Here is a 24,588-nt window from a genome sequence, read left to right as displayed (position 1 = left end):
TGCTGATGTTTGGCATTGCGGACTACGGCGCATTCGTCGCCGCCATCCTGTTGTTCCTGGCCATTCCCGGCCCGGGCAATCTGGCGCTTGTCACCTCCACCGGCAAGGGCGGCGTGCGCGCCGGCATGGCGGCCACCCTGGGCGTCATCGCGGGCGACCAGGTACTTCTGTGGATGGCGGTGGCCGGCGTGGCCGCGATGCTGTCCGCGGTGCCGGCCGTCTTCCACGCGGTGCAGTGGCTGGGTGCTGCCTACCTGGCCTGGATGGGCGCGCGCATGCTGCTGGCGCGGCCCGGCTCGGCGCCGGTCATCGCCATCCAGCCCCGGCACTACTTTCGCCAGGCCGCGCTCATCACGCTGCTCAACCCCAAGGCCATCATGTTCTACATGGCGTTCTTTCCGCTGTTCGTCGATCCGGCCCATCACCGCGGCCTGTTGACCTTCGGCGTGATGGCCGCCACCATCGCGGTGCTCTCGTTCCTCTACGGGCTGGGCGTGGTGCTGCTGACGCACCATATGGCCGAGCGCATGCGTGCCCGGCCCGCGCTGGGCCGCGCGCTGGAGCGTCTGGCGGGCACGTTTCTGATCGGCTTCGGCATCAAGCTGGCCGTGGCCCGCTGACCTTTCCACCTATTGGCTGCAAGGCCCCATCCCTTCCATTCCCATGGCCAAGATTTTCTGCATTGCCAACCAGAAAGGCGGCGTCGGCAAGACGACCACCTCCGTCAACCTCGCCGCGGGCCTCGCCAAGGTGGGCCAGCGCGTGCTGCTGGTGGATCTCGACCCCCAGGGCAATGCCACCATGGGCTCGGGGGTGGACAAGCGTGCGCTCGAACTCACCATCTACGACGTGCTGCTGGAATCGGCTTCCGTGCAGGAGGCGGCGGTGCTGTCGGAGCAGTGCGGCTACCGCGTGCTGGGCGCGAACCGCGAACTGGCGGGTGCCGAGGTGGAACTGGTGGCCCTGGAGCAGCGCGAGCGGCGCCTCAAGAGCGCCCTGGCGGTGGTGGACAAGGATTTCGATTTCATCCTCATCGACTGCCCGCCCAGCCTCTCGATGCTGACGCTCAATGGCCTGTGCTGCGCGCACGGCGTGATCGTGCCGATGCAGTGCGAGTATTTCGCGCTCGAGGGCCTCACCGATCTCGTCAACACCATCAAGCAGGTACATGCCAACCTGAACAAGGACCTGCAGATCATCGGCCTGCTGCGGGTGATGTTCGATCCGCGCATCACGCTGCAGAGCCAGGTCAGTGAGCAACTCAAGGACCATTTCGGCGACAAGGTGTTCGACACCGTGATCCCCCGCAATGTACGCCTGGCCGAGGCGCCGAGCTACGGCCTGCCGGGCGTGGTGTTCGACCCGGGCGCCAAGGGCAGCCAGGCGTTCGTGGACTTCGCCCGCGAGATGGTCAAGCGCGTCAAGCGCATGTGATCGGTTGCTATCAAATGAATAGCATGAACCCTGACGACGTGCTCATCCTGCCGGGCTGGCAGAACTCCGGCCCCGACCACTGGCAGAGCCGCTGGGAGCGCCGTTACGGCTACCGCCGCGTGGAGCAGCACGACTGGATGCGCCCGCTGCGCGGCGACTGGTCGGCGCGGCTGGAGGACGTGGTGGGCGATGCGCCGCGGCCCGTGGTGCTGGTGGCGCACAGCCTGGGCTGCATCCTCACGGCCTGGTGGGCCGCCCATACGCGGCATGCCGGCAAGGTGCGTGGCGCCCTGCTGGTGGGCCCCGGCGACGTGGAGCGGCCCGACATCGCGGCGCTGCTGCCCGGCTGGACGCCCGTCGCGCGCGCCGCGCTGCCGTTCCCGTCGGTGCTCGTGGGCAGCCACGACGACCCGTATTGCGCCCTGGAGCGCGCCCGGGCGATGGCCTCGGACTGGCATGCACGCTTCGTGGATGCGGGGCCGTGCGGCCATCTGAATGCCGACTCGGGGCTGGGTGACTGGGACGAGGGGCATGCGCTGCTGGCCCCCTGGCTGGAGCAGCCGTGAGCAAAGAGCGGCAGGCCGGTGGCCGCTGGGCGCGCATCGGAACGGTGCTGCTGGAGGGGGTGCAGGCTTTCGCTGGCGGCGGTGCCCTGTTGTCCGTTCCGGTCGCCCTGGCCATGGGCAAGGTGGCGCTCGCGGTGGTGCTGGGCCTTGCCGGCATCGGCATTTGCGTGCGGCTTGCACGCCACCGCCGTGCCGCTGCTGGCAGGGCGCCGACCGTTCCGCAGGAGCTGCGCGCGGCATTGACGGCCGCTGCTGCGGTCCTCGCCGTCGCGGAGACTGCGCTGCTGGCCGAGGCCACGGGCCTGCCGGTGCGCTACGGGCAGCCGGGCTTCGCGCCGTCGAACTGGGCCTGGGTGCTGGCAGCCCTGGCCGTGCTTTTCTGGGGGCAGCGCAATCTGCTGCTGGGCTGGGCCCGGGGTCGCCGCAATGCGGTGGCCGGCGCGGCCCGCTGAATTCCACATCTTTCCTTTCGGATCACATCGCATGGCAACCAAGAAACCCAAGGGCCTCGGGCGCGGCCTCGAAGCGCTGCTCGGCCCCAAGGTCGCGGAGGCAGCTCCCGGCGCCGAAGGCGGCGGTTCCAACGCCGCCGCTCCCGGCGCCCCGTCCACCCTGGCGCTCGACGACATGGTGCCCGGCATCTACCAACCGCGCACGCGCATGGACGAAGGCGCGCTCTACGAGCTGGCCGAAAGCATCAAGGCCCAGGGCATCATGCAGCCCATCCTGGTGCGCCGGCTGGCGCAAGGCGAGAACGCGGGCCGCTACGAGATCATCGCTGGCGAGCGGCGCTTCCGGGCCGCTCGCATCGCGGGGCTGGCGGAGGTGCCGGTGCTGGTGCGCGAGGTGCCCGACGAATCCGCCGCGGCGATGGCGCTGATCGAGAACATCCAGCGCGAGGACTTGAATCCGCTCGAGGAGGCCCAGGGTCTGGCGCGCCTGGTGAAGGAGTTCGGCCTGACGCACGAGCAAGCCGCGCAGGCCGTGGGCCGCTCGCGCAGCGCCGCGAGCAATCTGCTGCGCCTGTTGAACCTCGCCGAGCCGGTGCAGACCATGCTCATGGCGGGCGACATCGACATGGGCCACGCCCGTGCGCTGCTGTCGCTGGACCGCGCCGCGCAGATCACGGCGGGCAACCAGATCGCGGCGCGCAAGCTTTCGGTGCGCGAGGCCGAGGGGCTGGTGAAGAAGATCGGCGCGGAATTCAGCCTGGCGCCGCAGAAGGCGCGCAAGGAAGGCAAGTCGCGCGACCTCAAGCGGGTGGAGGAGGAACTCTCCGACCTGCTGATGGCCGAGGTGGAGGTGCGGGTGAAGAAACGCGTGAAGCGCGGCGGCCGCACCGAGGAGGTCGGCGAGCTGGCGATCCAGTTCGGCTCGCTGGAGGCCCTCAATGGCCTCATAGAGCGCCTGCGCGGCGAAAGCTGACCCCTGGGGTGCCCCGCGGGCTTCGGGGGCTTGCAGGGCCATCCGGGAGGCCGGCGCCCGTGGCCGCCCGGCTCCGGTCCGAAAGCGCGTGATCAGGCCACCGAACGCTGCTGGTCCTTCCAGTAGGGCGCACGCAGCACGCGCTTGAGGATCTTGCCGCTGGGGTTGCGGGGCAGGGCCTCGAGGAAGTCCACGCTCCTGGGGCATTTGTAGTGCGCGAGGCGTTCGCGCATCCAGTCGATGATCTCGCGTTCGCTGGCCTGCGCGCCGGGCCGGAGCACCACGCAGGCCTTCACCGCCTCGCCCCAGGTGGCATCGGGCACGCCGACGACGGCCCCGTCGGCCACGGCGGGGTGCTGTGCCAGGAGGTTCTCGATCTCCGCCGGGTAGATGTTCTCCCCGCCGGAGATCACCATGTCCTTGATGCGGTCGTGGATGTAGAGGTAGCCGTCCTGGAGGTAGCCTCCGTCGCCGGTGCGCAGCCACCCGCCGCGCTCGTCGCGGCCCTCGGGGAAGGCGCGCTGCGTGGCGGCTTCGTCGCGCCAGTATTCCTTGAGGTTGCGCACGGACTCCAGCCATATCTCGCCGGTCTGGCCTTCGGGCAGGTCCTGCAGGGAGACGGGATCGACGATGCGCAGCCGGCATTGCCCGACCGGCCTGCCCGCGGAGCGCAGCAGTTGCGGGTCGGTGGCCGCGCGGCGGTGGTCCGCCTGCGAGAGGAAGGTCGCCGGGCCGGAGACTTCGGTCAGCCCGTACACCTGAAGGAAGTCGCACCGGAACGTGTCCATGGCCTGCAGCAGCAGCGTTTCGGAGACCGGGGAGCCGCCGTAGGCGATGAGTTCGAGGGCGCTGAAGTCGGTGGTCCGGGCGGCGGGCGACTGCAGCATGAACAGCAGCATGGCCGGCACCAGGAAGGCATGCGTGACCCGGTTTTCGGCCAGGCTGGCGATGAAGCCATCGGGCTCGAAGTCCGAGCAGGCCACGGTGGTGCCGCCGGTATGGAGCGTGAGCAGCAGCATGAGGATGCCGGCGACGTGGAAGGTCGGCAGGGGATTGCCGAGCACGCCGTCGGCCCCGAAATGCCATTCGTCCACCACCGCGCGGACGGCCGACAGCAGGCCCCGGTGCGAGAGCACGGCACCCTTGGGCAGCCCCGTGGTGCCCGAGGTGTAGATCTGCATGGCGCTGTCTCCAGCCTGCGGCGCCACGGCCCGGAACCCGCGTGCGTGCGGCCCGTGCCAGGCATCGAACGCGGGCGCGCCGGACACGGCGCCGTCGGTGCAGACCACGGTGCAATCCGCCGGCAGCGCCACGCTGCCTCCGGGCAGGTAGGGCGCCGCGAAGGCGGCATCCACCATCAGCAGCCGGCTGCAGCCGTGGGCGATGATGTATTCGGCCTCGGCCGGTGCCAGGCGCCAGTTCACCGGCATGCAGACGGCGCCGGCTTTCATGGCGGCCAGCGCGAGCAGGATGAAGGGAACGTGGTGCCGGGTCATGCACGCCACGCGGTCCCCCGGGCCGATGCCTTGCTCCGCCAGCGCATTGGCGATGCGGTTGGTGTCTTCCTCTACCTGGCGGAACGTCCAGGTCCTCGCGCCCCAGCGGCAGGCCACCCGGTCGGGCCGGCTCTGCAGGTGCCGCTGGAGGGCGTCCAGCAGGCTGAGGTCATTCCGTCCAGGGTCGCTCATGGTGGTCTCCGTTGTGTGTCGTCGCGGCGGCAGTGCCTGGCTCCAGGTCTTCCGGGGGCAGTTGCGCGGCCAGCGATGCCGGCACCCGGATCGGCATGTCGAGCAGCACCTGCGCGTGGCCCTTGCCGAGCGGGTCGAAGCGCGCGGATGCGGGGCCGCCGCCCGCGAGTGCGTCGTGCAGCAGCAGGTTCAGCGAATGCGTGCCCGGCAGGTGGAAGCGCTCCACGCGTCCCTGCACGAGGTGCGCGAAATAGCGCCCCACGGCCTCGGGCGTCAGGCGTGCCCAGAGCAGGGGCAGCCACTCGGGGCGGCGCGCGATGACGCCGATGTTGGAGAGGTTGCCCTTGTCGCCGCTGCGCGCCCAGGCCAGGCGTACCAGCGGCACCTCCTGCTGGGGTTCGCCGGCGGGATCGCTCCATGCCGCAGGCGCGGGTAGCGGAGGGGCTGCTGCCGGGCCCGGGGGCGGGGAGGGCAGCCAGGCCTCCGCGCAGGGGCGGCCGTCCAGGTGCACGCTCACCGGCACGCGCGCCTTGTCGATCAGGAACGAGAAGGGCTTGATCAGCGGCGTGGGCGATGGCCGGCCGCCCGAAGGCATGGTGGTTCCCGGGGACCATGAGGTGCCCGAGGGAGCGATCTCGCGCGCGAAGATCTCCAGCGCCTGCTTCTGCGGGTGATCGACCACCACGCGCACCATGACCTCGCGCGAAGCGGCCGTGCGCGCGTGGGCGCCGTACAGCGATTCGTTGCCGAAGAGCTCGATCTGCACCCGGCTGTAGTCGGGCATGCCGGCCTGCCGCAGCAGGCCGCGCGTGCGCTCGACGATGGCCTCGCCGGTGCGCCGGGCCTTGGCCGCGGCATCGATGCCCACGATCACCATCATGCCGGCGCAGCGGTATCCGTCCAGCTGCGTCGCGGACACCTTGTAGCTGCCGTTCGGCGCCCGGCCCCGCGCGCCGCTCACGCGCACACGCTCCGGGCCCCGCTGCTCGACCTCGACCTGGCGGAAGTCGCAGCTGACGTCCGGCAGCAGGTAGGCGGACGGGTCGCCGATCTCGTAGAGCATCTGCTCGATGACGCAGGCGCGGTCGATCAGGCCGCCCGTGCCCGGCGCCTTCCCGAGTTCGAAGCTGCCGTCGGGACGGCAGTCGATGATGGGGTAGCCGATGTGGGCCCAGCCGGGCACGCGCCGCCAGTCGGTGAACAGGCCGCCCGTCGCCTGGCAGCCGCATTCGATGATGTGCCCCGCCAGGCTTCCGCCGGCCAGCGCGTCGAGGTCCTGCGGTGTCCAGCCGAATTCGTGGATCAGCGCGCCCAGGGTGACCGCGCTGTCCACGCCGCGGCCGGTGATCACGATGTCGGCGCCCGCGGCCAGCGCCCGCGCCACGGGGAAGGCGCCGAGGTAGGCGTTGGCGCTGAGCACCTGCACTGGCAGCGCTTCGCCGGTGAACATGTCGCGCACACCGGCACTGCGCAGCGCCCCCAGCTGGGCGCTGACATCGTCGCCCTCGACCACGGCGATGCGTGGCGACAGGCCCATCGAGGCCGCCAGCGCCCGCAATGCGTCGGCGCAGCCCCGCGGGTGGATGCCGCCCGCATTGGCGATGACCTTGATGCCGCGCCGCAGGACTTCGGGCAGTACGTCGCGCATCGCGGTATCGACGAAGTCGGTGGCATAGCCCATGTCGGGCTTTTTCGCGCGCGCCGCGGCCAGCAGGGCCATGGTGGTTTCGGCCAGGAAGTCGAACACCAGGTAGTCGATCAGGCCCGAGGCCACCAATTGCGGCGCCCCGGTGCGGCTGTCGCCCCAGAAGCCCGAGGCCCCCCCGATCCGCACCACCTTGTTGGCCGGCTTGTGCTCCGCCATGGCTCAGGCCTCCACGAAGTAGTCGAGTTCCGGCTCGGTGCCCGGGTGGGCGAGGTAGCCGCTGAAATCGGTGTGGCCCATGCCGCGCAGCACCTCTTCGTCGAGGAAGCTGCGGCCGCTCACCTGCCGGCTGTCCTGCGTGAGGATCCAGTGGGCGGCGTCGGCCATGATCTCGGGCCGGCGCGCGCGCCCGGCCTGGCCCGGCGCGGCGATGTGCAGCGCGGCGGTGGCGATGAGGGTGCGCGGCCAGAGCGTGTTGGCCGCGACGCCCGCGGCGCGGAATTCCTCCGCCACGCCCAGCGCGAGCAGGCTCATGCCGTATTTGGAGAGCGTGTACGCGGGATGGATGCCGAGCCAGTGCGGGCGCAGGTTGATGGGCGGCGACAGGCTGAGGATGTGCGGGTTGCGCGCCTTCAGCAGATGGGGCAGGCAGGCCTGGGTACAGGCGAAGCTGCCGCGCACGTTCACGTCCATCATCAGGTCGTAGCGCTTGAGCGGCGTGCCGAGTACGCCCTGCGGATGGATCGCGCTGGCGTTGTTGACGAGGATGTCGATGCCGCCGAAGCGATCGACCGCCTGTTCCACGGCGGCTTGCACCTGCCCGTCGTCGCGGACATCCACTGCCAGGGGCAGCACCTGCCCGCCTGCAGCTTCGATCTCCGCGGCTGCGCTGTGGATGGTGCCCGGCAGCCGGGGATCGGGCTCGGTGGTCTTGGCCGCGATCACCACGCGGGCGCCGTCGCGCGCGGCGCGCAGGGCGATGGCCTTGCCGATGCCCCGGCTGGCGCCGGTGATGAAGAGGGTTTTGTCTCGGAGTGTGTTCATGGCGATGGTGCGTCTGCGGGGATGGTGGTCTCTGCCGCGCGTGCCGTCTTGCGCCGAATGGCTGCACGGCGCGGCGGATGCACGCCGGTCAGCGCCCGGTCCACCGGGGCTTGCGTTTCGCGTTGAAGGCGGCCATGCCCTCGCGCGCGTCTTCGGTCATCGGCATGAGCGCGATCTGGCCCTCCGCATAGGCGATCGCCTGGTCGAAGGGCATGGCGGCCATCGCGCGCATCGCGTACTTGCCGCGCCGGATCGCCGTGGGGGATTTGTCGGCCAGTCGATCGACCAGCCATCGGGTCTTGGCATCCAGGTCGGCCGCGGCCACCACGTGGTTGACCAGGCCGGCCTGACGGGCCTCTTCGGCGGTGAAGGGCTCGCCGGTGAGCGCCCATTCGCGCACCGTGCGGGGGGCCACCAGCTCCTGCAGCAGGCTGAGCACCTGCACCGGGAACAGGCCGATCTTCACCTCGGGCAGGCCGAACACCGCATGGTCCGCGGCCACGGCCATGTCGGCCATGCACAGCAGGCCCATGCCGCCGGCCATGCAGGCGCCGTTCACGCGGGCGACGATCGGCAGCGTGGCGCCGCGGGCTTCGCGCAGCAGGTCCGCATAGTCGCCGTTGGGGCGCGAGAGATCGAATGCGAAGCCCTGGCCGGGCTGCAGGTCGCCCCCTGCGCAGAAGGCCCTCTCGCCCGCCGCCGTGAGTACGATCGCACGCACCGCGGGCAGGGTGTGCGCCTGCCGCAGCCCTTCGCGCAGGCCGGCGATCACGCCCGCATTCAGGGCATTGCGCTTGTCCTCGCGGTGGATGGTGATCCAGAACACTGCGTCCCGCTGCTCGAACAGGACGTCGCCGCCGGTGCCTGCCACTGCGTTCATGCTGCGGCCCCTTCTTCCTGCACCTCGGGCTGGATCTCGATCACGACCCGGCGCGATTCGATCTGCTCGCCCAGGCCCACCAGCACGGCGGTGACCGTGCCCCGGACGGGCGCGTGGTGCACGTGCTCCATCTTCATGGCCTCCAGCGTCAGCAGGGGCTGGCCTGGCGATACCGCGTCGCCCACGGCCGCCAGCAGGGCCACGACGCGGCCGTTCATCGAGGCGCGCACGCGGCCGTCGCCACCGGCCTGGCCGCGCTGTGCGTGTGCAACGCGCGTGCGGTCCTCCAGCACGTGGGTGCGCCCGGCATGGTGGAACCACAGGCTGGCGCCGTCGCGGTCGAAGGCCACGCTGTCCATGACGCCGCCCAGGATGAAACGCGCGCTGTGCCCATCGAGCGCGACCTGTTCCAGTTCCTGCACGGTGCCCTGGACGTCCAGCGCGAACACATGCGGCCCCCGTTGCGACACGCTGACGGCGTGTCCGGCGCCATCGAGCGTGAAGCGCAGGCCCAGCGGCAGGCCGTGCGCCAGTTTCCCGCCCGCAGCGCCCTGCCCACCGAGCCTGTCCGTGGCATGCAGCAGCCAGGCGCCGATCAGCGCCGCGCGCGCCGTGGCCTGGGCGTCCTCGGGAATCAGCGTGGCTTCGTGCTGCGCGATGAAGGCGGTCGTGGCGCCACCCTCGGCGAACACCGGATGGGCCAGGCAGCGCGCGAGAAAGGCCTGGTTGGTGCGCACGCCCAGCGCCACCGTGTCCTGCACGCCCTGCAGCAGGCGCCTGCGGGCCTCCTCGCGGGTGCGGCCGTGCGCGATCAGCTTGGCCACCATGGAGTCGTAATAGGGCGGCACCTCGGCCCCCGAACGCAGGCCGTGCTCCACGCGCAGGCCTTCGGGTACCTGCCAGCGCCGCAGCAGGCCGCTTTGCGGCATGAAGCCCGCGGGAACATCCTCGGCACACAGGCGCACTTCGATGGCGTGGCCCGAAAAGCCGATCGCCTCCTGCGCCAGCGGCAGCGGCTCCCCGGCGGCCACGCGCAGTTGCCATTCCACCAGGTCCAGACCGGTGATGGCCTCGGTGACCGGGTGCTCGACCTGCAGCCGCGTGTTCATCTCCATGAAGTAGTAATGGCCCTCGCGGTCGAGCAGGAACTCCAGCGTGCCGGCGCCCTCGTAGCCGATCGCCCGTGCGGCCTGCACCGCGGTGGCGCCCATGCGCGCGCGCAACCCGGGCGTTACCGCAGGCGAGGGCGCTTCCTCGATCACCTTCTGGTGGCGGCGCTGCACCGAGCAGTCGCGCTCGCCCAGGTGCACGGCCTGTCCGTGGCGGTCGGCGAAGACCTGGATCTCGACATGGCGGGGCTCGACGATCGCGCGCTCGAGGATCACGGTGTCATCCCCGAACGCGTTCCTGGCTTCCGACCGGGCGCTGCGCAGCAGATCGGGGAATTCCTCCGCCGACCGCACCAGGCGCATGCCACGGCCGCCCCCGCCGGCCGTGGCCTTGATCATCACGGGGTAGCCGATGCGGGTGGCTTCGTCGGCGAGGCGCCCGCTGTCCTGGTCGCTGCCCTGGTAGCCCGGAATGCAGGGAACGCCGGCATCCATCATGAGCCGCTTGGCGCCGGCCTTGTCGCCCATGGCGCGGATCGCCTCGGGGGAGGGGCCGACGAAGACCAGGCCCGCGGCGCGGCAGGCTTCGGCGAAATCCGCGTTCTCGGCGAGGAAGCCGTAGCCCGGGTGCACGGCGTCGGCGCCGCTGGCGCGGGCGGCCTCGATGAGGGCGGGGATGCGCAGGTAGGACTGCGCGGGCAGCGGCCCGCCGATGCACACGGCCTGATCGGCGGCGCGCACATGTTCGGACCGGGCGTCGGCGGTGGAATACACGGCCACCGTGCGGTAGCCCAGCGCCCGTGCGCTGCGCATCACGCGCAGGGCGATTTCACCGCGGTTGGCGACCAGGATTCTGGAAAAGGGTGTCATCGGTTGCATGGCGGACGAAAGAGGTAGTGGATGCATCGGTCGCTGCGCAGAACGCCTCAGGGGCGCGCCACGGAGAACTGCATGGGCCGGGGGCTGCGCGCTTCGGCCTCGCGGCAGACCGCCAGCACTTCGGCCAGCACGGCGCGGGTGTCCCGCGGATCGATGACCCCGTCGTCGAGCAGGTGCGCGCTCGTGGTGAACACGCTCATCTGGCTGTCGAAGCGGTCCACGATGCGCCGGGACATGTCGTCCAGCTTTGCTTCGTCGATCGCGCCTTTGCGGCGCATGCCGGCCTCCGCGACGATGCGCATGGTCCCGGCGGCCTGCTCGCCGCCCATCACGGCGGTCCGGGCGTTCGGCCAGCTGAAGCAGAACCGCGGATGGAAGCCGCGGCCGCACATGGCGTAGTTGCCTGCGCCATAGGAGGCGCCGCAGTAGAGGGTGATCTGCGGCACGGTGGCGCCCGCCACGGCCTGGATCATCTTGGAGCCGTGCTTGATGATGCCGGCTTCCTCGTACGCACGGCCCACCATGAAGCCCGTCGTGTTGTGCAGGTAGAGGATGGGCGTGCGCGACTGGCAGCAGGCCTGGATGAAGTGCGTGGCCTTCGCGGCGCCGGCCGGGTCGATCGGGCCGTTGTTGGTGATGACTCCCACGGGCCGGCCTTCGATCCGGAAGTGGCCGCAGACCGTGGCGCTGCCGTAGTTCTCGCTGAACTCCAGGAACTCGGAGCCATCGGCGATGCGGGCGATGACCTGCTTCATGTCCACCGGCCGCTTGGCGTCGGCAGGCATGATGCCCAGCAGTTCCTCGGCGTCGTAGCGCGGCGGCTGGAAGCTGCGCGCGGCTTCGGGGGCCGTGCCGTGGTGCCAGTCGATCTGGCCCAGGATCTCGCGCGCGATGCGCAGGGCGTCCCGGTCGTCTTCGGCGAGGTAGTCGCCCAGCCCGGAGACCGACGTGTGCATGAGCGCGCCGCCGAGTTCTTCCTCGGTGGCCACCTCGCCGGTGGCGGCCTTCAGCAGCGGCGGGCCGGCGAGGAAGGCGCGGGAGCGGTCGCGCACCAGGATGATGTAGTCGGCCAGGCCGGTCTGGTAGGCGCCGCCCGCGGTGGAGGATCCGTGCGTCACCGTCAGCACCGGCAGGCCGGCGGCGGACAGGCGCGCCAGGTTGCGGAACAGGTTGCCGCCCCGCACGAACTCCTCCACGCGGTACTGCATGAGGTTGGCGCCCGCGCTTTCGACCAGCTGCACATAGGGCAGCTTGTTGTCGAGGGCGATCTCCTGGATACGCAACTGCTTGTCCAGCCCCATGGGCTGCAGCGCGCCGGCATCGATACCGGAGTCGGAGGCGACCACCATGCAGCGTATCCTGTTGATGAAGCCGATGCCGCCGATCACCCCACCGCCGGGCACGCTCGTGTCGAGGTCGGGCGTGTCCAGGCCCAGGCCCGCGAGCGTGGCGAGTTCCAGGAACGGCGCACCCGGGTCCAGCAGTAGCGAAAGGCGTTCGCGCGGCAACAGCTGCCGGCGCTTGTCGAAGCGTTCGCGCGAGGCGGCCGACCGGGCCTGCGTGCGCTGCTCGAAGGCGCGCAGGCGCCCGATGAGCCCGAGCATGTGCTCGCGGTTGGCGGCATGGTCCGCGCTGGTGGGGGAAAGGGTGGATTCGATCTGTGGCATGGCGACCTGTGCTCGGGTGTCGCAACTGCATGCGACGGTGCCTGCAGCGTAGGCATGGCGGCTTTCGGGGTCTTGCGCCGAGTGGCTGTGCCGCTGCGGCATCGCACCCTGCCGGAGGATCAGGCCAGAGTGTCGGGCAGCAGCCGCCACTTGGGCAGCAGCAGGGCCGGCCGGTAGCTCAGCTTGGTCTGGCGGAAATTGGCCAGGCCCAGGTCCTGTTCGAAGTTGAGCCAGTCCACGCGCGCGTCCGGGCGCTCGGCGAAGTGGCGGAACATGTGCTGCGTGATGCCCTTGAAGCGCACCAGGCCCTTGGCGAAGCGCACCACCCAGACGCCGGGCTGCAGCGGTTCCGCGAGCAGGAAGCCCGCGGGCTCGCCATCGGCCCAGTGCATGAAGCCTTCGAGCCGCAGTTCCGGCCCGCCGGCCAGGGCCTCGCGGCAGGGTGCGTCGTCGGCGTCGCCCGCGGCCTTGCCCTTGTCGTGCAGCCATCCCTGCAGCACGGCCAGCGCGTGCGGCTGCAGCGCTGGCCGGTAGGGTTCCGCATGCAGCGTGTGCGCGGCGTGCAGCTGTGCCACCAGGTTGGCTTTGTTGTGCAGGGCGGGGCCGCGGTAGCCACGGAACTGCCCGGCCGGATAGAGGTAGTCGGCGTCGGCGCGCTCGGCCGACAGTTTCCATCCAGACCGGCCGAGCACCTCGGCCTCGTGCCTGCACAGGGGAAACAGCCCGCCATGGCGCAGCGCCAGGTCGTGCAGCACGCCGCGCGGTGCCTTGCGTACATCGAACAGCGGCACGGCCAGACGCTGCCCATCGTAGGCGCGGCCGGCGACGCAGGGCCAGGCGCCGCCGTGCCACCGCCATTGGTGCGCATGCCGGAAGAGCCACAGGTTGCCGAACGACAGATCGGCCGGCGCATGCTCGCCCAGGCCTGCGATGCGGCGTTCGAGCAGGGGAGCGATGCGCGGCGCCAGGTCCAGCGTGAGCGCGAGGCCTTCGGCGCCGCCGGGTGTGTCAGCGTCGGGAGACACGCTCGCCGGGGGAGGGGCCGTCTGCGGGCTCGCCCGCGAAACACTGGGCCAGCCGGGTCCACTGCTCTGCCGGGTCGCCGGCCCATTGCAGCCGGGTATCCGCGCGGTGGCGCCGCTGGGTCACGAGCAGCACGAAATCGTGGGCGGTACCGCGCACCCAGTGTTCGCTGGAAGGTTCGCCCCAGGTCCAGCGTTCTCCGCCGGGCGCGGTGAGGTCCACGAACGGGACGGGATGCGGCACGGCCAGGCCGCGATTGGCGAAGCTCCAGCCGAACGTGGATACGCCGAGGTGGGCGATGTGGCGCAGGCCCGGCCCGGCGGGATGCTCGCCGCCCACCAGGTCGCGGATGTCCTGGCCGTGGGCCCAGGTCTCCATCAGCCGGGCGGTGGCGAAGGAGCGGGCGCTCATGGCGGGCCCGTACCAGGGCAGCCGCGCCCTGGCGTCCATGGCGGCCAGCGCGGCCACCAGCGCTCCGTGGCGCTGCCGCCAGCGGGCGAGGAGGGCCGCGCCATCGAGCGCTCCATGGCGCTCCCGGGCGATGGCGCTGATGGCTTCCCCGCGGCCCAGCCGCTCCGTGAGCGCTGCCTTGTCGGCTTCGAAGGCGGCGCCATCCTCCAACGCCAGCAGCGCGGCCTCGTCGAAGAACAGCAGATGCGCCACTTCGTCCCAGGGCGTCCAGCCGTGGAAATCGGTTGCGGTGTGCCATTGCTGCGGCGACAGGGTCTGGCAGAGGCCGGCCAGTGCGTGGTACTCGGCCAGCAGGTCGGCGCACAGCCCGCCCATGGGGGCGGCCTGGGCCGCTCGGCCTGCGGGAGCGCTGCCCTGGACCGCAGGTGGGGACGCCGCGGGTTGGCCATGGATTTCATCGTTCATGCGCACATGCTCGCCGGTGCGTGGGCGCCGGTCTTGCGCGGACTGGCTGGCCGCGGCGCGCTCAGCCGGCGGCGAGCGACGGATGCATGACCGGCTGGGCGATCACGCGCAGCTTGCGCGAGCCGGCGAAGATGTCCCTGGGCTTGAGCCCGTAGGTCCTGCGGATCGAGTGGCTGAAGTGCGTGGAATCCGGATAGCCGATGTTCAGCGCCACGTACACCAGGTTGCTGTCGCTGTTCACGTGCTGCAGCAGGGCCCGGGCGCGCTTCCACGTGCGCACGGACCGGAACGGGCCCCCCGCCTGTTCCTTGAACAGGTGCAGGAAGCGCGAGAAGGACAGGCCTGCCTGCGCTGCGCACTGTTCGGCCGCATCCATGGTGGACGGATCGCTGCGCAGCCCGTCGAACACGCCGGCGATGCGCATGTCCAGCATGCGCCCGGGCAGGGTTTGGCCGAAGAAGACGGCGTCGAAGTCGGCCGGCTGCAGGGGCTGTGTGCCGACGCCCGCAGCCAGCCGTTGGTGCGTGGCGCGCACGTGGGCGGCGAACCCGGGGACATGCACGGCGCCGCAGGCCCGCAGCCAGGGTGGCAGGCGGGAGGCATCCACGGTTTCTGGCTCGATCAGCAGGTCGATCACATGGCGGCCTTCGCTGGCGATCTCGTGCGGGACATAGGGCTGCACGACGACGACCTCGGCGGCCTGCCATTCCCCACCCTGGAAGCGCACGCGCAGGCGACCCTCGATGGCGACGTACACGGTGATGGCGCCCTTGTCGTGCATGACCGGAGCGCCCAGCAGTCCCGCGTAGAAGATGCGTTCGTGCGTGAGCCACATGATGCGATCGCCGCTGCTGCAGGGGCGGGGCACGGACGGGTCGTTCACGGTGGTCATCGGTGTCTCCTGGGCGAAGGCGGACGTTGCGCCACTCTGCCGTATGTTCCTTGTGCCGTCCAGGGTGGGGGCGGCCGGTGCCCCGGCCCCCAGGCGACGCGCAGGGCCAGCATAGAGGGGCCTGCCGCCGGATTCTTGCGTCAGCTGGCTATCGGCCGAGCCGTCCGGTACGGGTTTCCCCGGGGTACCGGTGCCATCCTGCGGCTGCTCAGGGGCGCTGCGCCCGCGGGCTGCCGCCCGGCGCGTGCCGCTCCAGCCAGCCGATGGCGGCGAAGCCGCAGGCCACGGCTATCCACAGCGTGGCGAAGCGGATGCCCACGGCCGCGAGCGTGGCGGTGCCCAGCGGCACGGCGTGCAGCGCCAGCAGGGCGACGATGGTGGCCTCGGTGGTGCCGATGCCGCCCGGCAGCATCGATGCCGCGCCGGCCAGCATGGCCGTGGGGTAGGTGGACAGCGCCGCGCGCAGTGGCACCGTAATGTCCAGGCCCTGCAGCAGCCAGGCGAACGATGCCGCGGTGAGCGTCCAGGCGGCCAGGCCCAGTCCGAACGAGACAGCCATGTCGCGGGGAGTGAGCCAGAGGCGGCAGCCTGCCAGGCCGAGCGCGAGCATGCGGCCGGTGCGCGCCGTGCGGCGCCATCCCATGGCCCGCATGCGTGCGGCCAGGCGCAGCAGCCAGCGGGGCCGGGCCGCCACCGCGGCGACCGCGCCGATCAGCCCGGCCACGAAGGCCAGCACGATGCCGAACAGGCGGCCGGAGGGCACGGCCAGCGCGGCCAGCAACGCCACCGTGAGCAGGTCGAGCGCCCGCTCATAGACGAAAGCCGAGAGGGTGCGGGACGCCGGCACGCCCCAGCGCGTGAAGTAGCGGGCGCGCACCAGTTCGCCCACCTTGCCCGGCGTGGCGGTGAAGGCGAAGCCTGCCAGGTAGCCCGCGAACCCCGCCATGGCCGGCACGCCATGCCCCGCGCGGCGCAGGAGCCAGTGCCAGCGCGCATAGCGCAGCCCGTAGGAGGCGAACGCCATCGCCGCCAGGCCGGGCATCCACGCCGCCACGCGCGGCAGCTGCGCGAAGACCTGGTTGCGGGCGTCGGCCCAGGCCAGGGCCGCCACGTAGGCGGCCGTGCAGGCCAGGGCAGCGGTGACGGCGGCACGCGGGTTCATGGCGCCGGTGGGTCAGTCCGGAGTGCCGGGCCGGGCCGGCGTTTCGGCGAAGGACCAGCGCTTGTGGCCCAGGTAGCTCGTGAACACCGGCACCACCACGCCCACGGCGTGCGCGATCTCGGGCGCGAAGGCCGTGATGCCGAGCGCAGGCAGCACCCACTTCAGCAGGGCCATGCTCACGGCCCAGGTCTGCGCCACGGCCAGCAGGTTCACCAGCACGAAGAACATCGCCGACTTGTGCGTGGACTGCGTGCTCGCCTTGAAGACGAAGGCGCGCGCCAGCACGAAGGCCGTGCACATGCCCACGCAGTACGCTGCGATCACGGCGGCGGAGAATGGCATCCAGTGGCTGAACGCGATGCGCGAGCCGAAATTGGCGAGCGCCGCCACCCCGCCCGTCACCAGGAAGGCCAGGAACTGCCTGGAGCGGAAGGCTTCGATCACGGGCGGGAGCCTGCGGCAGCCTGGGCTGCGTCGCGCGCCATGCGGCGGCCGAAACCGATGCTCTCGGAAATGCCGCGGTCCTCGGGGTAGTAGTAGGACGTATCGGCCACCCACAGGCCCTGCACTGGCAATTGCACGGGCGGCAGGCTTTCCAGGTAGTTGGGCGGGCAGATCGGTTGCGCGTAGCGGTAGCGGCTCGCGCGCATCGCCAGAAAGTCATCGTCCTGCAGTGCGGGGTTGATGGTGCGCAGATAGCGGCGCACCTTGTCCAGGAAGGCCTGGTCGGGCTCGGCGTACTTGGGGTGCTCGCCGGGCATGTAGAACGGCACATAGACGATGGATTCCGGCAGCGGGCGCAGGTTGCTGTATTCCACCAGGCCCGGAATGTCCATGTTCGGGTCGTTCACGTTGAGCCAGAAGTTTTCGGTGAGGGGCTTGCGCAGCTTGGCGATCACGCAGACCACGGCGATGTTCTTCAGCGCCGCGAAGCGCGAGAGCACGTCCTGCGGCAGGTCCGGCATGAGGCGCGGCACGAAGGGAAGGGGCACGGTGCTCACCACCTTGTCGAAGGCCTCGAAGCCCTGCGCAGTCTCCACGCCCTGCACGCGGCCCGCTTCCATGCGCACCCGGGTCACGGGCGTGGACAGGCGGATCTCGCCGCCGTGCGCGCGGATGTCGGCGGCCATGCCGTCCAGCAGCGTGGCGGAGCCGCCCTCCAGGTGGCCCAGCTTTTCCTGCATGAGGCTGTAGCGCGAACGGCCGATGCGGCGGATGCGGCTCCAGATCCAGGCGGCCGAGAGGTTGCCCGTGTGCTCGTAAAACTTGTACTCGAAGAGGCGGCGCCAGAGCACTTCGTAGGCCTCCGCGCCCACCCAGCGGCGGATCCAGCCTGTGGCCTCGACGCCGTCGAGCGGCTTCCAGTCGTCGCGCTTGGTGGAGAGGAACGCATGCAGGCCGTAGCGGAATTTAGCCACCAGCCCCAGGCCCTGGAAGCGCAGCAGCGCCACCGGGTTGCCCCAGGCCTGCAGGCGCTTCTGGAACCAGTAGCCCATGCGCGTGGCGCGCCAGCGCATTTTGTCGGCCAGGCCCAGCTCGTCCAGCACCTGGAGGAAGTCGTGGTCGGAGGTGCAGTGGAAGTGGTAGTAGCGCTCGATCGGCAGGCCGTCGAAATCGAACATCGCGGTCATGCCGCCCACGCGGTCGTCGGCCTCGAACACCACGGGCCGGTGGCCGTCGCGCGCGAGCTGGTAGGCCACGGCCAGGCCCATGGGGCCGGCGCCGAGCACGGCGATGCGCTGGCCGCGGGCCATGGCGGAGCCGGCCGCGGACGTGGGGGAAGGGGAAGCGGCGGCGTTCATCAGAACTCCAGCACCACGCGGCTGTACTCCGGGTGGTGGAAGGTTTCGTGGATGGCCTCGGCGAAGGGCGTGGCGCGCACGCCGAAGATGCCCGGCCAGTCGATCACCTCGAACTCGTCGTGCGCCACGAGGGCCTTGAGCTGGTCGGCGGTGAAGGGCGGGTCGCGGTCGAAGAGCGCCCAGACTTTCAGCAGCAGGTAGAAGAGGCCGTAGGGGATCTTCACGATGGCCGCCTTCGCGCCCGTGGCGGCCTTGATGGTGCGGATGATGTCGATGTAGTCGACCTTCTCCAGCCCCGTGATGTTGAACACGCCGCCCACGCGCCGCTCCTCGATGCAGCGCACGATGATGCGGCAGAAGTCGGCCGCGTAGAGCGGCTGCCGCATGTAGCGGCCATTGCCCGGGATCGGGAACACCGGCACCTTGCGCATGAAGCGCGAAAGCCAGCCCAGGTGCTTGCGGTCGAACCAGCCGAACATCAGCGTGGGCCGCAGCACCACGCAGGGAATGCCGCTGGCCAGCACCATCTCTTCCTGCGCGCGCTTGGTGTCGGTGTAGTGGTCCTTGGCGACCGACTCCACCACCGAGGAGCTGATGTGCACCGTGTGGGGAATGCGGTGCTGCTGGATGAGCGCCAGGATGCGTTGCGTCGAGGTGAGGTTGTTGCGCACGAAGGGCTCGGCCTGCGGCGCTCCGATCTGCGCCTGCAGCATCACCACCGCGTCGGCGCCTTCGAAGTGCCGTTCCCAGTCGCCGGGCTCGGCGAGGTCCGCCAGCTCGGCGACGATGTCCGGGTGCATGCGGCGCAGGATCTCCAGGTTGGCGGCGTGCTTGTCGAGCACGACGAGGTTGGCATAGCCATGGAGCTTGAGGTGCGCGACGAGGTTCTGGCCGACGAGGCCGGCGCCGCCGGGCAGGACGATCTTGGTGGTGTGCTGCTGCATGGAAGAGGGGAGATGCATCGGGATCGGAAAAGCGTGGAAAGGCGGCGCCGTGTCAGGAGGCCGGCACGGGGGGCGTCAGCACCAGGGCGGCCGAGCAGGGCGTACCGGGCGCCTGCAGCGTGACGGCGGGGGGCAGTTGCCCCGATGCCGGCACCTGAAGGTAGGCCGTGAACATGAGGTAGCGCCCGAACGGGCCCGGCGCGTGCGCGGGCGGCGTGCGCTTGCGCCAGCGGTCGGGCACGCCGTAGCCGACCACCGTGCCGTCGGCGCCGACGAGGCGCACGGCCTCGAAGGGCTTGCGCTCGGGCTCGGGCAGCAGCCCGCCCTGCACGCGCACGAAGCGGGGCTCGCCGGGCAGGGTCTCCACCTGGTCCACGAAGGCATGGCAGCGCGGGGGCAGGGCCTCGGCATGCTCGCCCACCGCGTGGGTGGCCTCCACCATGACGGGGCGGCCGAAAATGCCTGCGCGGATGGCCGTGGCCCCGCGGGCGAGCCGTGCACCGTACTCTTCGTGCCAGATCAGCATGCCGATGCGCCGCTTGTCGTGCACGCCCATCTGCAGTGCCAGCGCCCCGGTCATGCGCATGTGCTGCTCTTCCTTGCGTTCCGCGTCGCGCGTCTGCACCACGAGCATCTGCGCCAGGCATGCGACGAGCAGCACCTGCATGGCCACGCGTGCCGCGCCGCGCAGCGCGACCAGGCGCGGTGCGTACAGGATCGCCAGGGCCGCCCATGCCATCACGGTCGGCGTTGTGTAGCGGCTCGACAGCGCGCTTTCGAGGCCGAACTGCACGCGCCCGCCGCTGGTCGCGAAGGCGAGGCCGCCGATGTAGATGACGAAGGTCAGCAGGGCCAGGTCCAGCCGGTGTGCGCGGGGATCGCGCAGCACGCGCGGCAGCGGCGCCAGGGTCAGCAGCACGAAAAGCACCCCGAAGGCCTGGCTCAGCGGAGTCCACGACAGCGAATGCTGCTTCAGCACGAAATGCTGGAAGGGTGCGCCGAGGTAGACCAGGGTGTAGGAGAGCATGTCCAGCGGACGGTCCCGCAGCTTGGAGAACACGCCGCCGTGGTCGGAAGGGGAGGTATAGCCCACCGCATAGGCGCCCGCGCAGATGGCGGTGAGCACTGCCAGGATGAGCGTGCGCCGGCGGCCGAGCCGTGCGACGGCAGCGTAGAGCACCATCATGGGCAGGGCCATGACGCCGTTGGCCATGGTTCCCACGCTGAGCACCCCGATCAGGCTGGCGGCAGGAAACCAGCCGCGCGCCGTTGGCGCGCAAGCGGCGCGGTAGAGGCAGTAGAAGCCCACCAGCGGCAGCACCTGCGCCATGAAGAACTGGCCCTGGTTGGCCCAGGCCAGGTTTTCCTTCTGCACCCAGGAAAACAGCCCTATGGCCAGCAGCGTCACGCCGAAGAACCACGACCTGCCGGACAGGGCGGGCAGGCGGTCCCGCAGGAAGGCCGCGAACACCGCCAGGCCGCAGCCGACGAGCACGTAGTTCATGATGATCAGGAAGACCTGCTGGCCGCCGAACCAGGTGTATTCCATCCAGAACAGTGCCTTGGGAAGCACCAGCCGGTGCTCGTTGGCCTGGCGCCACCAGGCCTCCCAGCCGACACCATGGCGCACATCGATATAGAACTCCAGCGCTGCGCCCCACGTGTCCCAGATCGGGACCGGCGTGAAGGTGCGCCAGGCGGATACCGCCGTGGCAATCGCGTAGATGGTGGCGAACGCCATCAGCAGTGCGAACGGTAAGCGCTGCCGCCAGGTCTGCCGGGAGGGGACGGGGGAGAGATGGGTCTCGTCGTGGGTCATCTGTGGCAATGTCAGATCTTCATGCGGTGGAACACGGCGCGGGGCAGGTGGCGGATCACGAGCATGATGAGCGCCCACTTCGCCGGGGCATAGACCACCGGCGCACCGCGCGCCATGCCGCGCACGATGGCGCCGGCCACTTCCTCGGGTGTGGCCAGGCGTGCGCCCTGGGCCTTGAGGTGTGCGGTCATCGGGGTGTCGGTGGGGCCGGGCTTGACCAGGGTCACGCGCACCCCCGTTCCCGCGAGGCGGTGCTGCAGGCCCTGGGCGTAGCGCTCCACCAGGCCCTTCGCCGCGCCATAGACGTAGTTGGACTGGCGGCCGCGGTCGCCGGCCACCGAGCCGATGATGCCGATGCGCCCGCGCCCGCGGGATTGCTGCGCTCCGGCGAAAGCCTCGGCCCAGAGCGCGGGGGAAATACCGTTCACTTCCAGCGCCTGCCGGGCCGCCGCGAGGTCGGCCTCGCAGGCCGGCTGGTCGGGCAGGTTGCCGTGCGCGATGAGCACGAGGTCGGGCACCCCGTCCGCGCAGATGCCGCGCACCGTGCCGGCGATCGCCTCGGGCTGCAGCATGTCGGTGGCGATGGTCTCGATGCGCGTGCCGGGCTGGCGCACCTGCAGGTCCGCCGCCACGGAGGGCAGGCGGGCGCCGTCGCGCCCGATGAGCACCAGCCGGTCCACCCCGCCGGCGGCCAGCCAGAGCCGGGCGCACTGGTGCGCGATGGCCGAGGTGGCGCCCACGATGGCGATGGTGCGGGGAGAGGATGTATCGGACATGGCGGGCTGTGGGTTGGTACCGTTGGCAGAGCGGGCGGAAAAAGGAGGAAAGGGCGTGGAATGCCCCGGCGGTCAGTCGCCGAGCAGCCGCAGCGACATGGCGGAGCGGATGCGGGGATCGCGGTAAGGCAGGAATTCAGCCAGCCGGGGATAGCCGGCCTCGAACAGCGTGCGCGGCATGCGTGCGTCCTTGGCCGCATAGAGCCGGCCGCCCGCCGAGGCCACCACGGCATCGAGGCGGTCGAAGAGCCGCAGCGTCGGATCGCCCAGGTTGGGGAAATCGAGGGCCAGGGTGACGCCCGGCATGGGAAAGCTCAGCATGCCCAGGGGCATGCGCTGCCCGAAGGTCTTGAGCACTCCCAGGAACGAGCCCTGTCCCGATGCGGCGATCTCGCGCAGCAGTGCGGCCACGGCATCCTCGCCGCCCTCGCGGGGCACCGCGCACTGGTACTGGTAGAAGCCCCGGCGGCCGTAGATGCGATTCCACTCCAGCAGGTTGTCCAGCGGGTAGAAAAAGGGTTCGTAGTGCTGCAGCGCCCGGCCCGCCCGCCGCTTGTGCAGGTGGTAGTAGGCGGTGTTGAAGGGTCGCAGGCTCCAGCGGTTGACCAGCGAGACGGGTGGGACGAACGGCACGGTGCGCCTGCCGCCACGGGGCTCGGCGGGCGGCTGCGCCACCGGGCCGGGCACGTGGTTGCCGCGCATGAAGATGCCCCGCGCATCGGCGCCGGCGAGGCAGTCGATCCACGAGACCGTGTATTCCCATGCCGCTTCCGAGGCGTCCGCGAGGGCGAAGAACTCCCGCAGGCTGCCGTAGGGCAGCGTTTCGGTATCGAGCCACGGCCCGGCCACCCTGCGCAACCGCAGCGTGGCCTGCGTGACCACGCCCGTCAGGCCCAGCCCGCCGACCGTGGCGCAGAACCAGTCGGGCCGCAGGTCGGGCCCGCAGCGCACCAGCAGGCCGTCGGTGCGCAGCAGGTGCAGCGACAGCACGTGGTCGCCGAAGCTGCCATGGACGTGGTGGTTCTTGCCGTGGATATCGTTGGCGATGGCGCCGCCCACGGTGGCGAACTGCGTGCCGGGCGTGACGGGCAGCATCCAGCCGCGCGGGATGAAGGTGCGCTGGATGTCGCGCAGCAGCACGCCGGCTTCGCAGGTCAGCTCGCCCGTGGCCTCGTCCCAGGCGATGAAGCGGTCCTGCCCGCGCGTCGCCCAGAGCGTGCCGCCCGGGTTCAGGCACACGTCGCCGTAGCTGCGGCCCATGCCATGGGCCAGGCCGTGCTGGCCGGCCGAAAGCGGCAGCCGCGCAGGGGGATGCTCCGCCAGCGGGCGCAGCGCATGCTCGGCCGCCCGCAGCCGGCCCCAGGAGTGCACCGCTACCACGGCCACCCCAGTCCCGCGGCGGCGGCGGCCAGTGCCGCCACGAACACCGCGCCGGCCACCAGGCTGGCGCGGTCCTTGAACGCGAAGACGAGCGGATCGTCGTGCATCTGGCCGCGGGCGGCCTGCAGCCACATCCAGCTCACCCAGAAGGCCAGCACCGGCACCGCGATCCAGATCAGGCCGGGCGCACGGTACATGGTGAGCACCGTGTCGCTGTTGAGGTAGAGCGCCAGCACCACCACGGCCGTGTAGCCGGACGCCACGCCCAGGCTCTGCACGGTGGGTGCATCGGACGTGAGGTAGCCGCGCCCGTGCGCCTGGGTCTTGCCGGCGGCCTGCTGCACCAGCAGCTCCGCATAGCGCTTCACGAAGGCGAGCGACAGGAAGAGGAACCCCGAGGAGGCGATCAGCCAGAACGAGAGCGGCTGCGCGACGGCCGCCGCCCCTGCCACGACGCGCAGGGTGTAGAGCACGGCGAGCGCCACGCAGTCCACCAGCGCCCAGCGCTTGAGCACCAGCGAGTACGCCCAGGTGGTCACGAAATACACCAGCAGCCAGCCGAGGAAGGCCGGCCCCGTGGCCCACGCCAGCCACAGGCTCGCGCCGGCGAGCACGGGGACGAGCGCCACGCCCTGCCATGCCGGCAGCGTGCCCGCGGCGAACGGACGCAGCCGCTTGCGGGGATGCTGGCGGTCGCTTTCGAGGTCGAGCAGGTCGTTGGCCAGATAGACCGAGGAGGCGCACAGTCCGAACGCCAGGAAGGCCACGAAGAGCTGCACCCAGGCCGCACCGTCGCCCACGCGGTGGGCCGCCATCAGGGGAACGAACAGCAGCAGGTTCTTCATCCACTGGTGCAGGCGCAGCGCCTTGCGCCATGCGGACGCGCCGGCCGCGGCCGGGGGGAAGCTGCGCTGCACGTTGCCCTGGGCTTCTGCCCGGCGCGCCACGGAGGCCGGCGCGTTGACCACGATGGCCGCGCGGGCGGCCTGCCATACGGGAAGGTCGGCGCGCGAATTGCCCGCGTAGTCGAAGCCGCGCTCGCCGAAGGCCCGCACCAGGGCCGCGGCCTTCGCCGGGCCCGCGAGATTGGTGGCGCCGTCGCTGGCCATGACCGCATCGAAGCAGTCCAGGTGGGCGGCGATCGCGTCGGCCAGCGCCTGGTCGGATGCCGTGCACAGCACGATGCGCCGCCCCGCGGCATGCTGCTCGCGCAGCCAGGCAACCAGCGGCTGGTTGTAGGGCAGGTGGGCTACCGCGACATCGACCTGGCCGGCGATGCGGCGCTTGAGCGCCGCCTTGCCCGCGGCCAGCCACAGCGGCAGCACCGCCGCCTTCCAGGGGGCGTCGCGCACCAGCTGGAGCGAGGTCTCGTGCAGCATGTCGGTGAGCAGCAGCGTGCCGTCGAGATCCACCACGAGGGGTGGCATGTCGGCGGATGGCGATGGATCGAAAGGCGAACGCACTGGTGAGGGGCCCGGTCGGATGGAGGTTCTTCGGGAGAGCCGGGCGAAGGCCCCGGATCGCGGCTGATACGAAAAAATGGAACGGAGGATTGTAGGAGGGGCTGCCCGGACAGC

At 70.9% G+C, this 24,588-nt stretch carries 22 protein-coding genes; 5 read left to right on the top strand and 17 right to left on the bottom strand.

Features of this window, described 5'->3' with window-relative positions; translation table 11 throughout:
- Positions 1-5: 5 nt before the first annotated feature.
- From T336_RS0112150 to T336_RS0112130, 5 genes are read left to right on the top strand one after another with little or no spacing between them, the layout of a single operon-like run.
- Positions 6-620, top strand: coding sequence for a LysE family transporter (locus T336_RS0112150; RefSeq protein ID WP_026432742.1), 615 nt, complete (start codon positions 6-8; stop codon positions 618-620).
- Positions 621-663: 43 nt separating this feature from the next.
- A complete protein-coding gene (locus tag T336_RS0112145) occupies positions 664-1,434 on the top strand; it encodes a ParA family protein (protein WP_026432741.1) in 771 nt (256 codons plus the stop codon).
- Positions 1,435-1,457: 23 nt separating this feature from the next.
- Complete coding sequence (locus T336_RS0112140; RefSeq protein WP_026432740.1) at positions 1,458-2,000, top strand: RBBP9/YdeN family alpha/beta hydrolase; 543 nt, start codon at positions 1,458-1,460, stop codon at positions 1,998-2,000.
- Positions 1,997-2,452: a hypothetical protein gene (locus tag T336_RS0112135; protein WP_026432739.1), complete on the top strand. Its 456-nt coding sequence runs from the start codon at positions 1,997-1,999 to the stop codon at positions 2,450-2,452. The genes T336_RS0112140 and T336_RS0112135 overlap by 4 nt, the downstream gene beginning before the upstream one ends.
- A 31-nt stretch (positions 2,453-2,483) precedes the next feature.
- A complete protein-coding gene (locus tag T336_RS0112130) occupies positions 2,484-3,425 on the top strand; it encodes a ParB/RepB/Spo0J family partition protein (protein WP_026432738.1) in 942 nt (313 codons plus the stop codon).
- 92 nt (positions 3,426-3,517) lie between these two features.
- On the opposite strand, the gene T336_RS0112125 is transcribed toward T336_RS0112130, so the two are convergent.
- The 17 genes from T336_RS0112125 to T336_RS0112045 all read right to left on the bottom strand — a co-directional run bounded on the left by T336_RS0112125 (position 3,518) and on the right by T336_RS0112045 (position 24,438).
- A complete protein-coding gene (locus tag T336_RS0112125; RefSeq protein WP_035225855.1) occupies positions 3,518-5,113 on the bottom strand; it encodes a long-chain-fatty-acid--CoA ligase in 1,596 nt (531 codons plus the stop codon).
- Positions 5,091-6,977 carry an acyclic terpene utilization AtuA family protein gene (locus tag T336_RS0112120; protein WP_026432736.1) on the bottom strand — a complete coding sequence of 629 codons (1,887 nt, stop codon included), beginning with the start codon at positions 6,975-6,977 and terminating at the stop codon, positions 5,091-5,093. The genes T336_RS0112125 and T336_RS0112120 overlap by 23 nt, the downstream gene beginning before the upstream one ends.
- Positions 6,978-6,980: 3 nt before the next feature.
- Positions 6,981-7,802 (bottom strand): SDR family oxidoreductase, encoded by an 822-nt coding sequence (locus T336_RS0112115; protein ID WP_026432735.1) that lies wholly within the window; start codon positions 7,800-7,802, stop codon positions 6,981-6,983.
- A gap of 88 nt (positions 7,803-7,890) precedes the next feature.
- The gene (locus tag T336_RS0112110; RefSeq protein WP_026432734.1) at positions 7,891-8,682 is read right to left on the bottom strand and encodes an enoyl-CoA hydratase/isomerase family protein; all 792 of its coding nucleotides are present in this window, start codon (positions 8,680-8,682) and stop codon (positions 7,891-7,893) included.
- Positions 8,679-10,670: an acetyl-CoA carboxylase biotin carboxylase subunit gene (locus tag T336_RS25100; RefSeq protein WP_035225850.1), complete on the bottom strand. Its 1,992-nt coding sequence runs from the start codon at positions 10,668-10,670 to the stop codon at positions 8,679-8,681. The genes T336_RS0112110 and T336_RS25100 overlap by 4 nt, the downstream gene beginning before the upstream one ends.
- Before the next feature lie 47 nt (positions 10,671-10,717).
- Complete coding sequence (locus T336_RS0112100; protein ID WP_026432733.1) at positions 10,718-12,337, bottom strand: acyl-CoA carboxylase subunit beta; 1,620 nt, start codon at positions 12,335-12,337, stop codon at positions 10,718-10,720.
- A gap of 119 nt (positions 12,338-12,456) precedes the next feature.
- Entirely contained in the window at positions 12,457-13,362 is a 906-nt protein-coding gene (locus tag T336_RS0112095; RefSeq protein WP_026432732.1) for a phosphatidylglycerol lysyltransferase domain-containing protein, read from the bottom strand.
- Positions 13,346-14,236: a TIGR03084 family metal-binding protein gene (locus tag T336_RS0112090; RefSeq protein ID WP_244883925.1), complete on the bottom strand. Its 891-nt coding sequence runs from the start codon at positions 14,234-14,236 to the stop codon at positions 13,346-13,348. Before T336_RS0112090 ends, T336_RS0112095 begins: the two co-directional genes overlap by 17 nt.
- A 61-nt stretch (positions 14,237-14,297) precedes the next feature.
- Positions 14,298-15,128, bottom strand: a complete 831-nt coding sequence (locus T336_RS25095; RefSeq protein WP_051647138.1) for a helix-turn-helix transcriptional regulator — start codon at positions 15,126-15,128, stop codon at positions 14,298-14,300.
- Between the two features lie 208 nt (positions 15,129-15,336).
- Positions 15,337-16,290: a lysylphosphatidylglycerol synthase transmembrane domain-containing protein gene (locus T336_RS0112080; protein ID WP_026432730.1), complete on the bottom strand. Its 954-nt coding sequence runs from the start codon at positions 16,288-16,290 to the stop codon at positions 15,337-15,339.
- A 12-nt stretch (positions 16,291-16,302) separates the two neighbouring features.
- Positions 16,303-16,734: a GtrA family protein gene (locus T336_RS0112075; protein WP_026432729.1), complete on the bottom strand. Its 432-nt coding sequence runs from the start codon at positions 16,732-16,734 to the stop codon at positions 16,303-16,305.
- Complete coding sequence (locus T336_RS0112070) at positions 16,731-18,092, bottom strand: NAD(P)/FAD-dependent oxidoreductase (protein ID WP_026432728.1); 1,362 nt, start codon at positions 18,090-18,092, stop codon at positions 16,731-16,733. Before T336_RS0112070 ends, T336_RS0112075 begins: the two co-directional genes overlap by 4 nt.
- On the bottom strand, positions 18,092-19,036 hold the full coding sequence (locus T336_RS0112065) for an NAD-dependent epimerase/dehydratase family protein (RefSeq protein ID WP_026432727.1): 945 nt from the start codon (positions 19,034-19,036) through the stop codon (positions 18,092-18,094). Before T336_RS0112065 ends, T336_RS0112070 begins: the two co-directional genes overlap by 1 nt.
- Positions 19,037-19,088: 52 nt before the next feature.
- Positions 19,089-20,855: a hypothetical protein gene (locus T336_RS0112060; protein ID WP_026432726.1), complete on the bottom strand. Its 1,767-nt coding sequence runs from the start codon at positions 20,853-20,855 to the stop codon at positions 19,089-19,091.
- A gap of 11 nt (positions 20,856-20,866) precedes the next feature.
- The gene (locus T336_RS0112055) at positions 20,867-21,631 is read right to left on the bottom strand and encodes an SDR family NAD(P)-dependent oxidoreductase (RefSeq protein ID WP_026432725.1); all 765 of its coding nucleotides are present in this window, start codon (positions 21,629-21,631) and stop codon (positions 20,867-20,869) included.
- A gap of 72 nt (positions 21,632-21,703) precedes the next feature.
- Entirely contained in the window at positions 21,704-23,011 is a 1,308-nt protein-coding gene (locus T336_RS0112050; protein ID WP_026432724.1) for an FAD-binding oxidoreductase, read from the bottom strand.
- A complete protein-coding gene (locus T336_RS0112045) occupies positions 23,005-24,438 on the bottom strand; it encodes a UbiA family prenyltransferase (protein WP_051647137.1) in 1,434 nt (477 codons plus the stop codon). The genes T336_RS0112050 and T336_RS0112045 overlap by 7 nt, the downstream gene beginning before the upstream one ends.
- Between the last annotated feature and the right edge of the window lie 150 nt (positions 24,439-24,588).

The organism is Paracidovorax oryzae ATCC 19882, from assembly GCF_000687165.1.
Lineage (GTDB): Bacteria > Pseudomonadota > Gammaproteobacteria > Burkholderiales > Burkholderiaceae_C > Paracidovorax > Paracidovorax oryzae.
The sequence above is the reverse complement of the archived record's forward strand: the minus strand, read 5'-3'. Positions and strand labels throughout refer to the sequence as shown.

Bases quoted from the DNA above. Each gene is read 5' to 3' on its own strand.
- T336_RS0112150 (WP_026432742.1), top strand. From the start codon at position 6: ATGTTTGGCATTGCGGACTACGGCGCATTCGTCGCCGCCATCCTGTTG.
- T336_RS0112145 (WP_026432741.1), top strand. From the start codon at position 664: ATGGCCAAGATTTTCTGCATTGCCAACCAGAAAGGCGGCGTCGGCAAG.
- T336_RS0112140 (WP_026432740.1), top strand. From the start codon at position 1,458: ATGAACCCTGACGACGTGCTCATCCTGCCGGGCTGGCAGAACTCCGGC.
- T336_RS0112130 (WP_026432738.1), top strand. From the start codon at position 2,484: ATGGCAACCAAGAAACCCAAGGGCCTCGGGCGCGGCCTCGAAGCGCTG.
- T336_RS0112125 (WP_035225855.1), bottom strand. From the start codon at position 5,113: ATGAGCGACCCTGGACGGAATGACCTCAGCCTGCTGGACGCCCTCCAG.
- T336_RS0112120 (WP_026432736.1), bottom strand. From the start codon at position 6,977: ATGGCGGAGCACAAGCCGGCCAACAAGGTGGTGCGGATCGGGGGGGCC.
- T336_RS0112115 (WP_026432735.1), bottom strand. From the start codon at position 7,802: ATGAACACACTCCGAGACAAAACCCTCTTCATCACCGGCGCCAGCCGG.
- T336_RS0112110 (WP_026432734.1), bottom strand. From the start codon at position 8,682: ATGAACGCAGTGGCAGGCACCGGCGGCGACGTCCTGTTCGAGCAGCGG.
- T336_RS25100 (WP_035225850.1), bottom strand. From the start codon at position 10,670: ATGCAACCGATGACACCCTTTTCCAGAATCCTGGTCGCCAACCGCGGT.
- T336_RS0112100 (WP_026432733.1), bottom strand. From the start codon at position 12,337: ATGCCACAGATCGAATCCACCCTTTCCCCCACCAGCGCGGACCATGCC.
- T336_RS0112090 (WP_244883925.1), bottom strand. From the start codon at position 14,236: ATGAACGATGAAATCCATGGCCAACCCGCGGCGTCCCCACCTGCGGTC.
- T336_RS25095 (WP_051647138.1), bottom strand. From the start codon at position 15,128: ATGACCACCGTGAACGACCCGTCCGTGCCCCGCCCCTGCAGCAGCGGC.
- T336_RS0112080 (WP_026432730.1), bottom strand. From the start codon at position 16,290: ATGAACCCGCGTGCCGCCGTCACCGCTGCCCTGGCCTGCACGGCCGCC.
- T336_RS0112070 (WP_026432728.1), bottom strand. From the start codon at position 18,092: ATGAACGCCGCCGCTTCCCCTTCCCCCACGTCCGCGGCCGGCTCCGCC.
- T336_RS0112065 (WP_026432727.1), bottom strand. From the start codon at position 19,036: ATGCAGCAGCACACCACCAAGATCGTCCTGCCCGGCGGCGCCGGCCTC.
- T336_RS0112060 (WP_026432726.1), bottom strand. From the start codon at position 20,855: ATGACCCACGACGAGACCCATCTCTCCCCCGTCCCCTCCCGGCAGACC.
- T336_RS0112055 (WP_026432725.1), bottom strand. From the start codon at position 21,631: ATGTCCGATACATCCTCTCCCCGCACCATCGCCATCGTGGGCGCCACC.
- T336_RS0112045 (WP_051647137.1), bottom strand. From the start codon at position 24,438: ATGCCACCCCTCGTGGTGGATCTCGACGGCACGCTGCTGCTCACCGAC.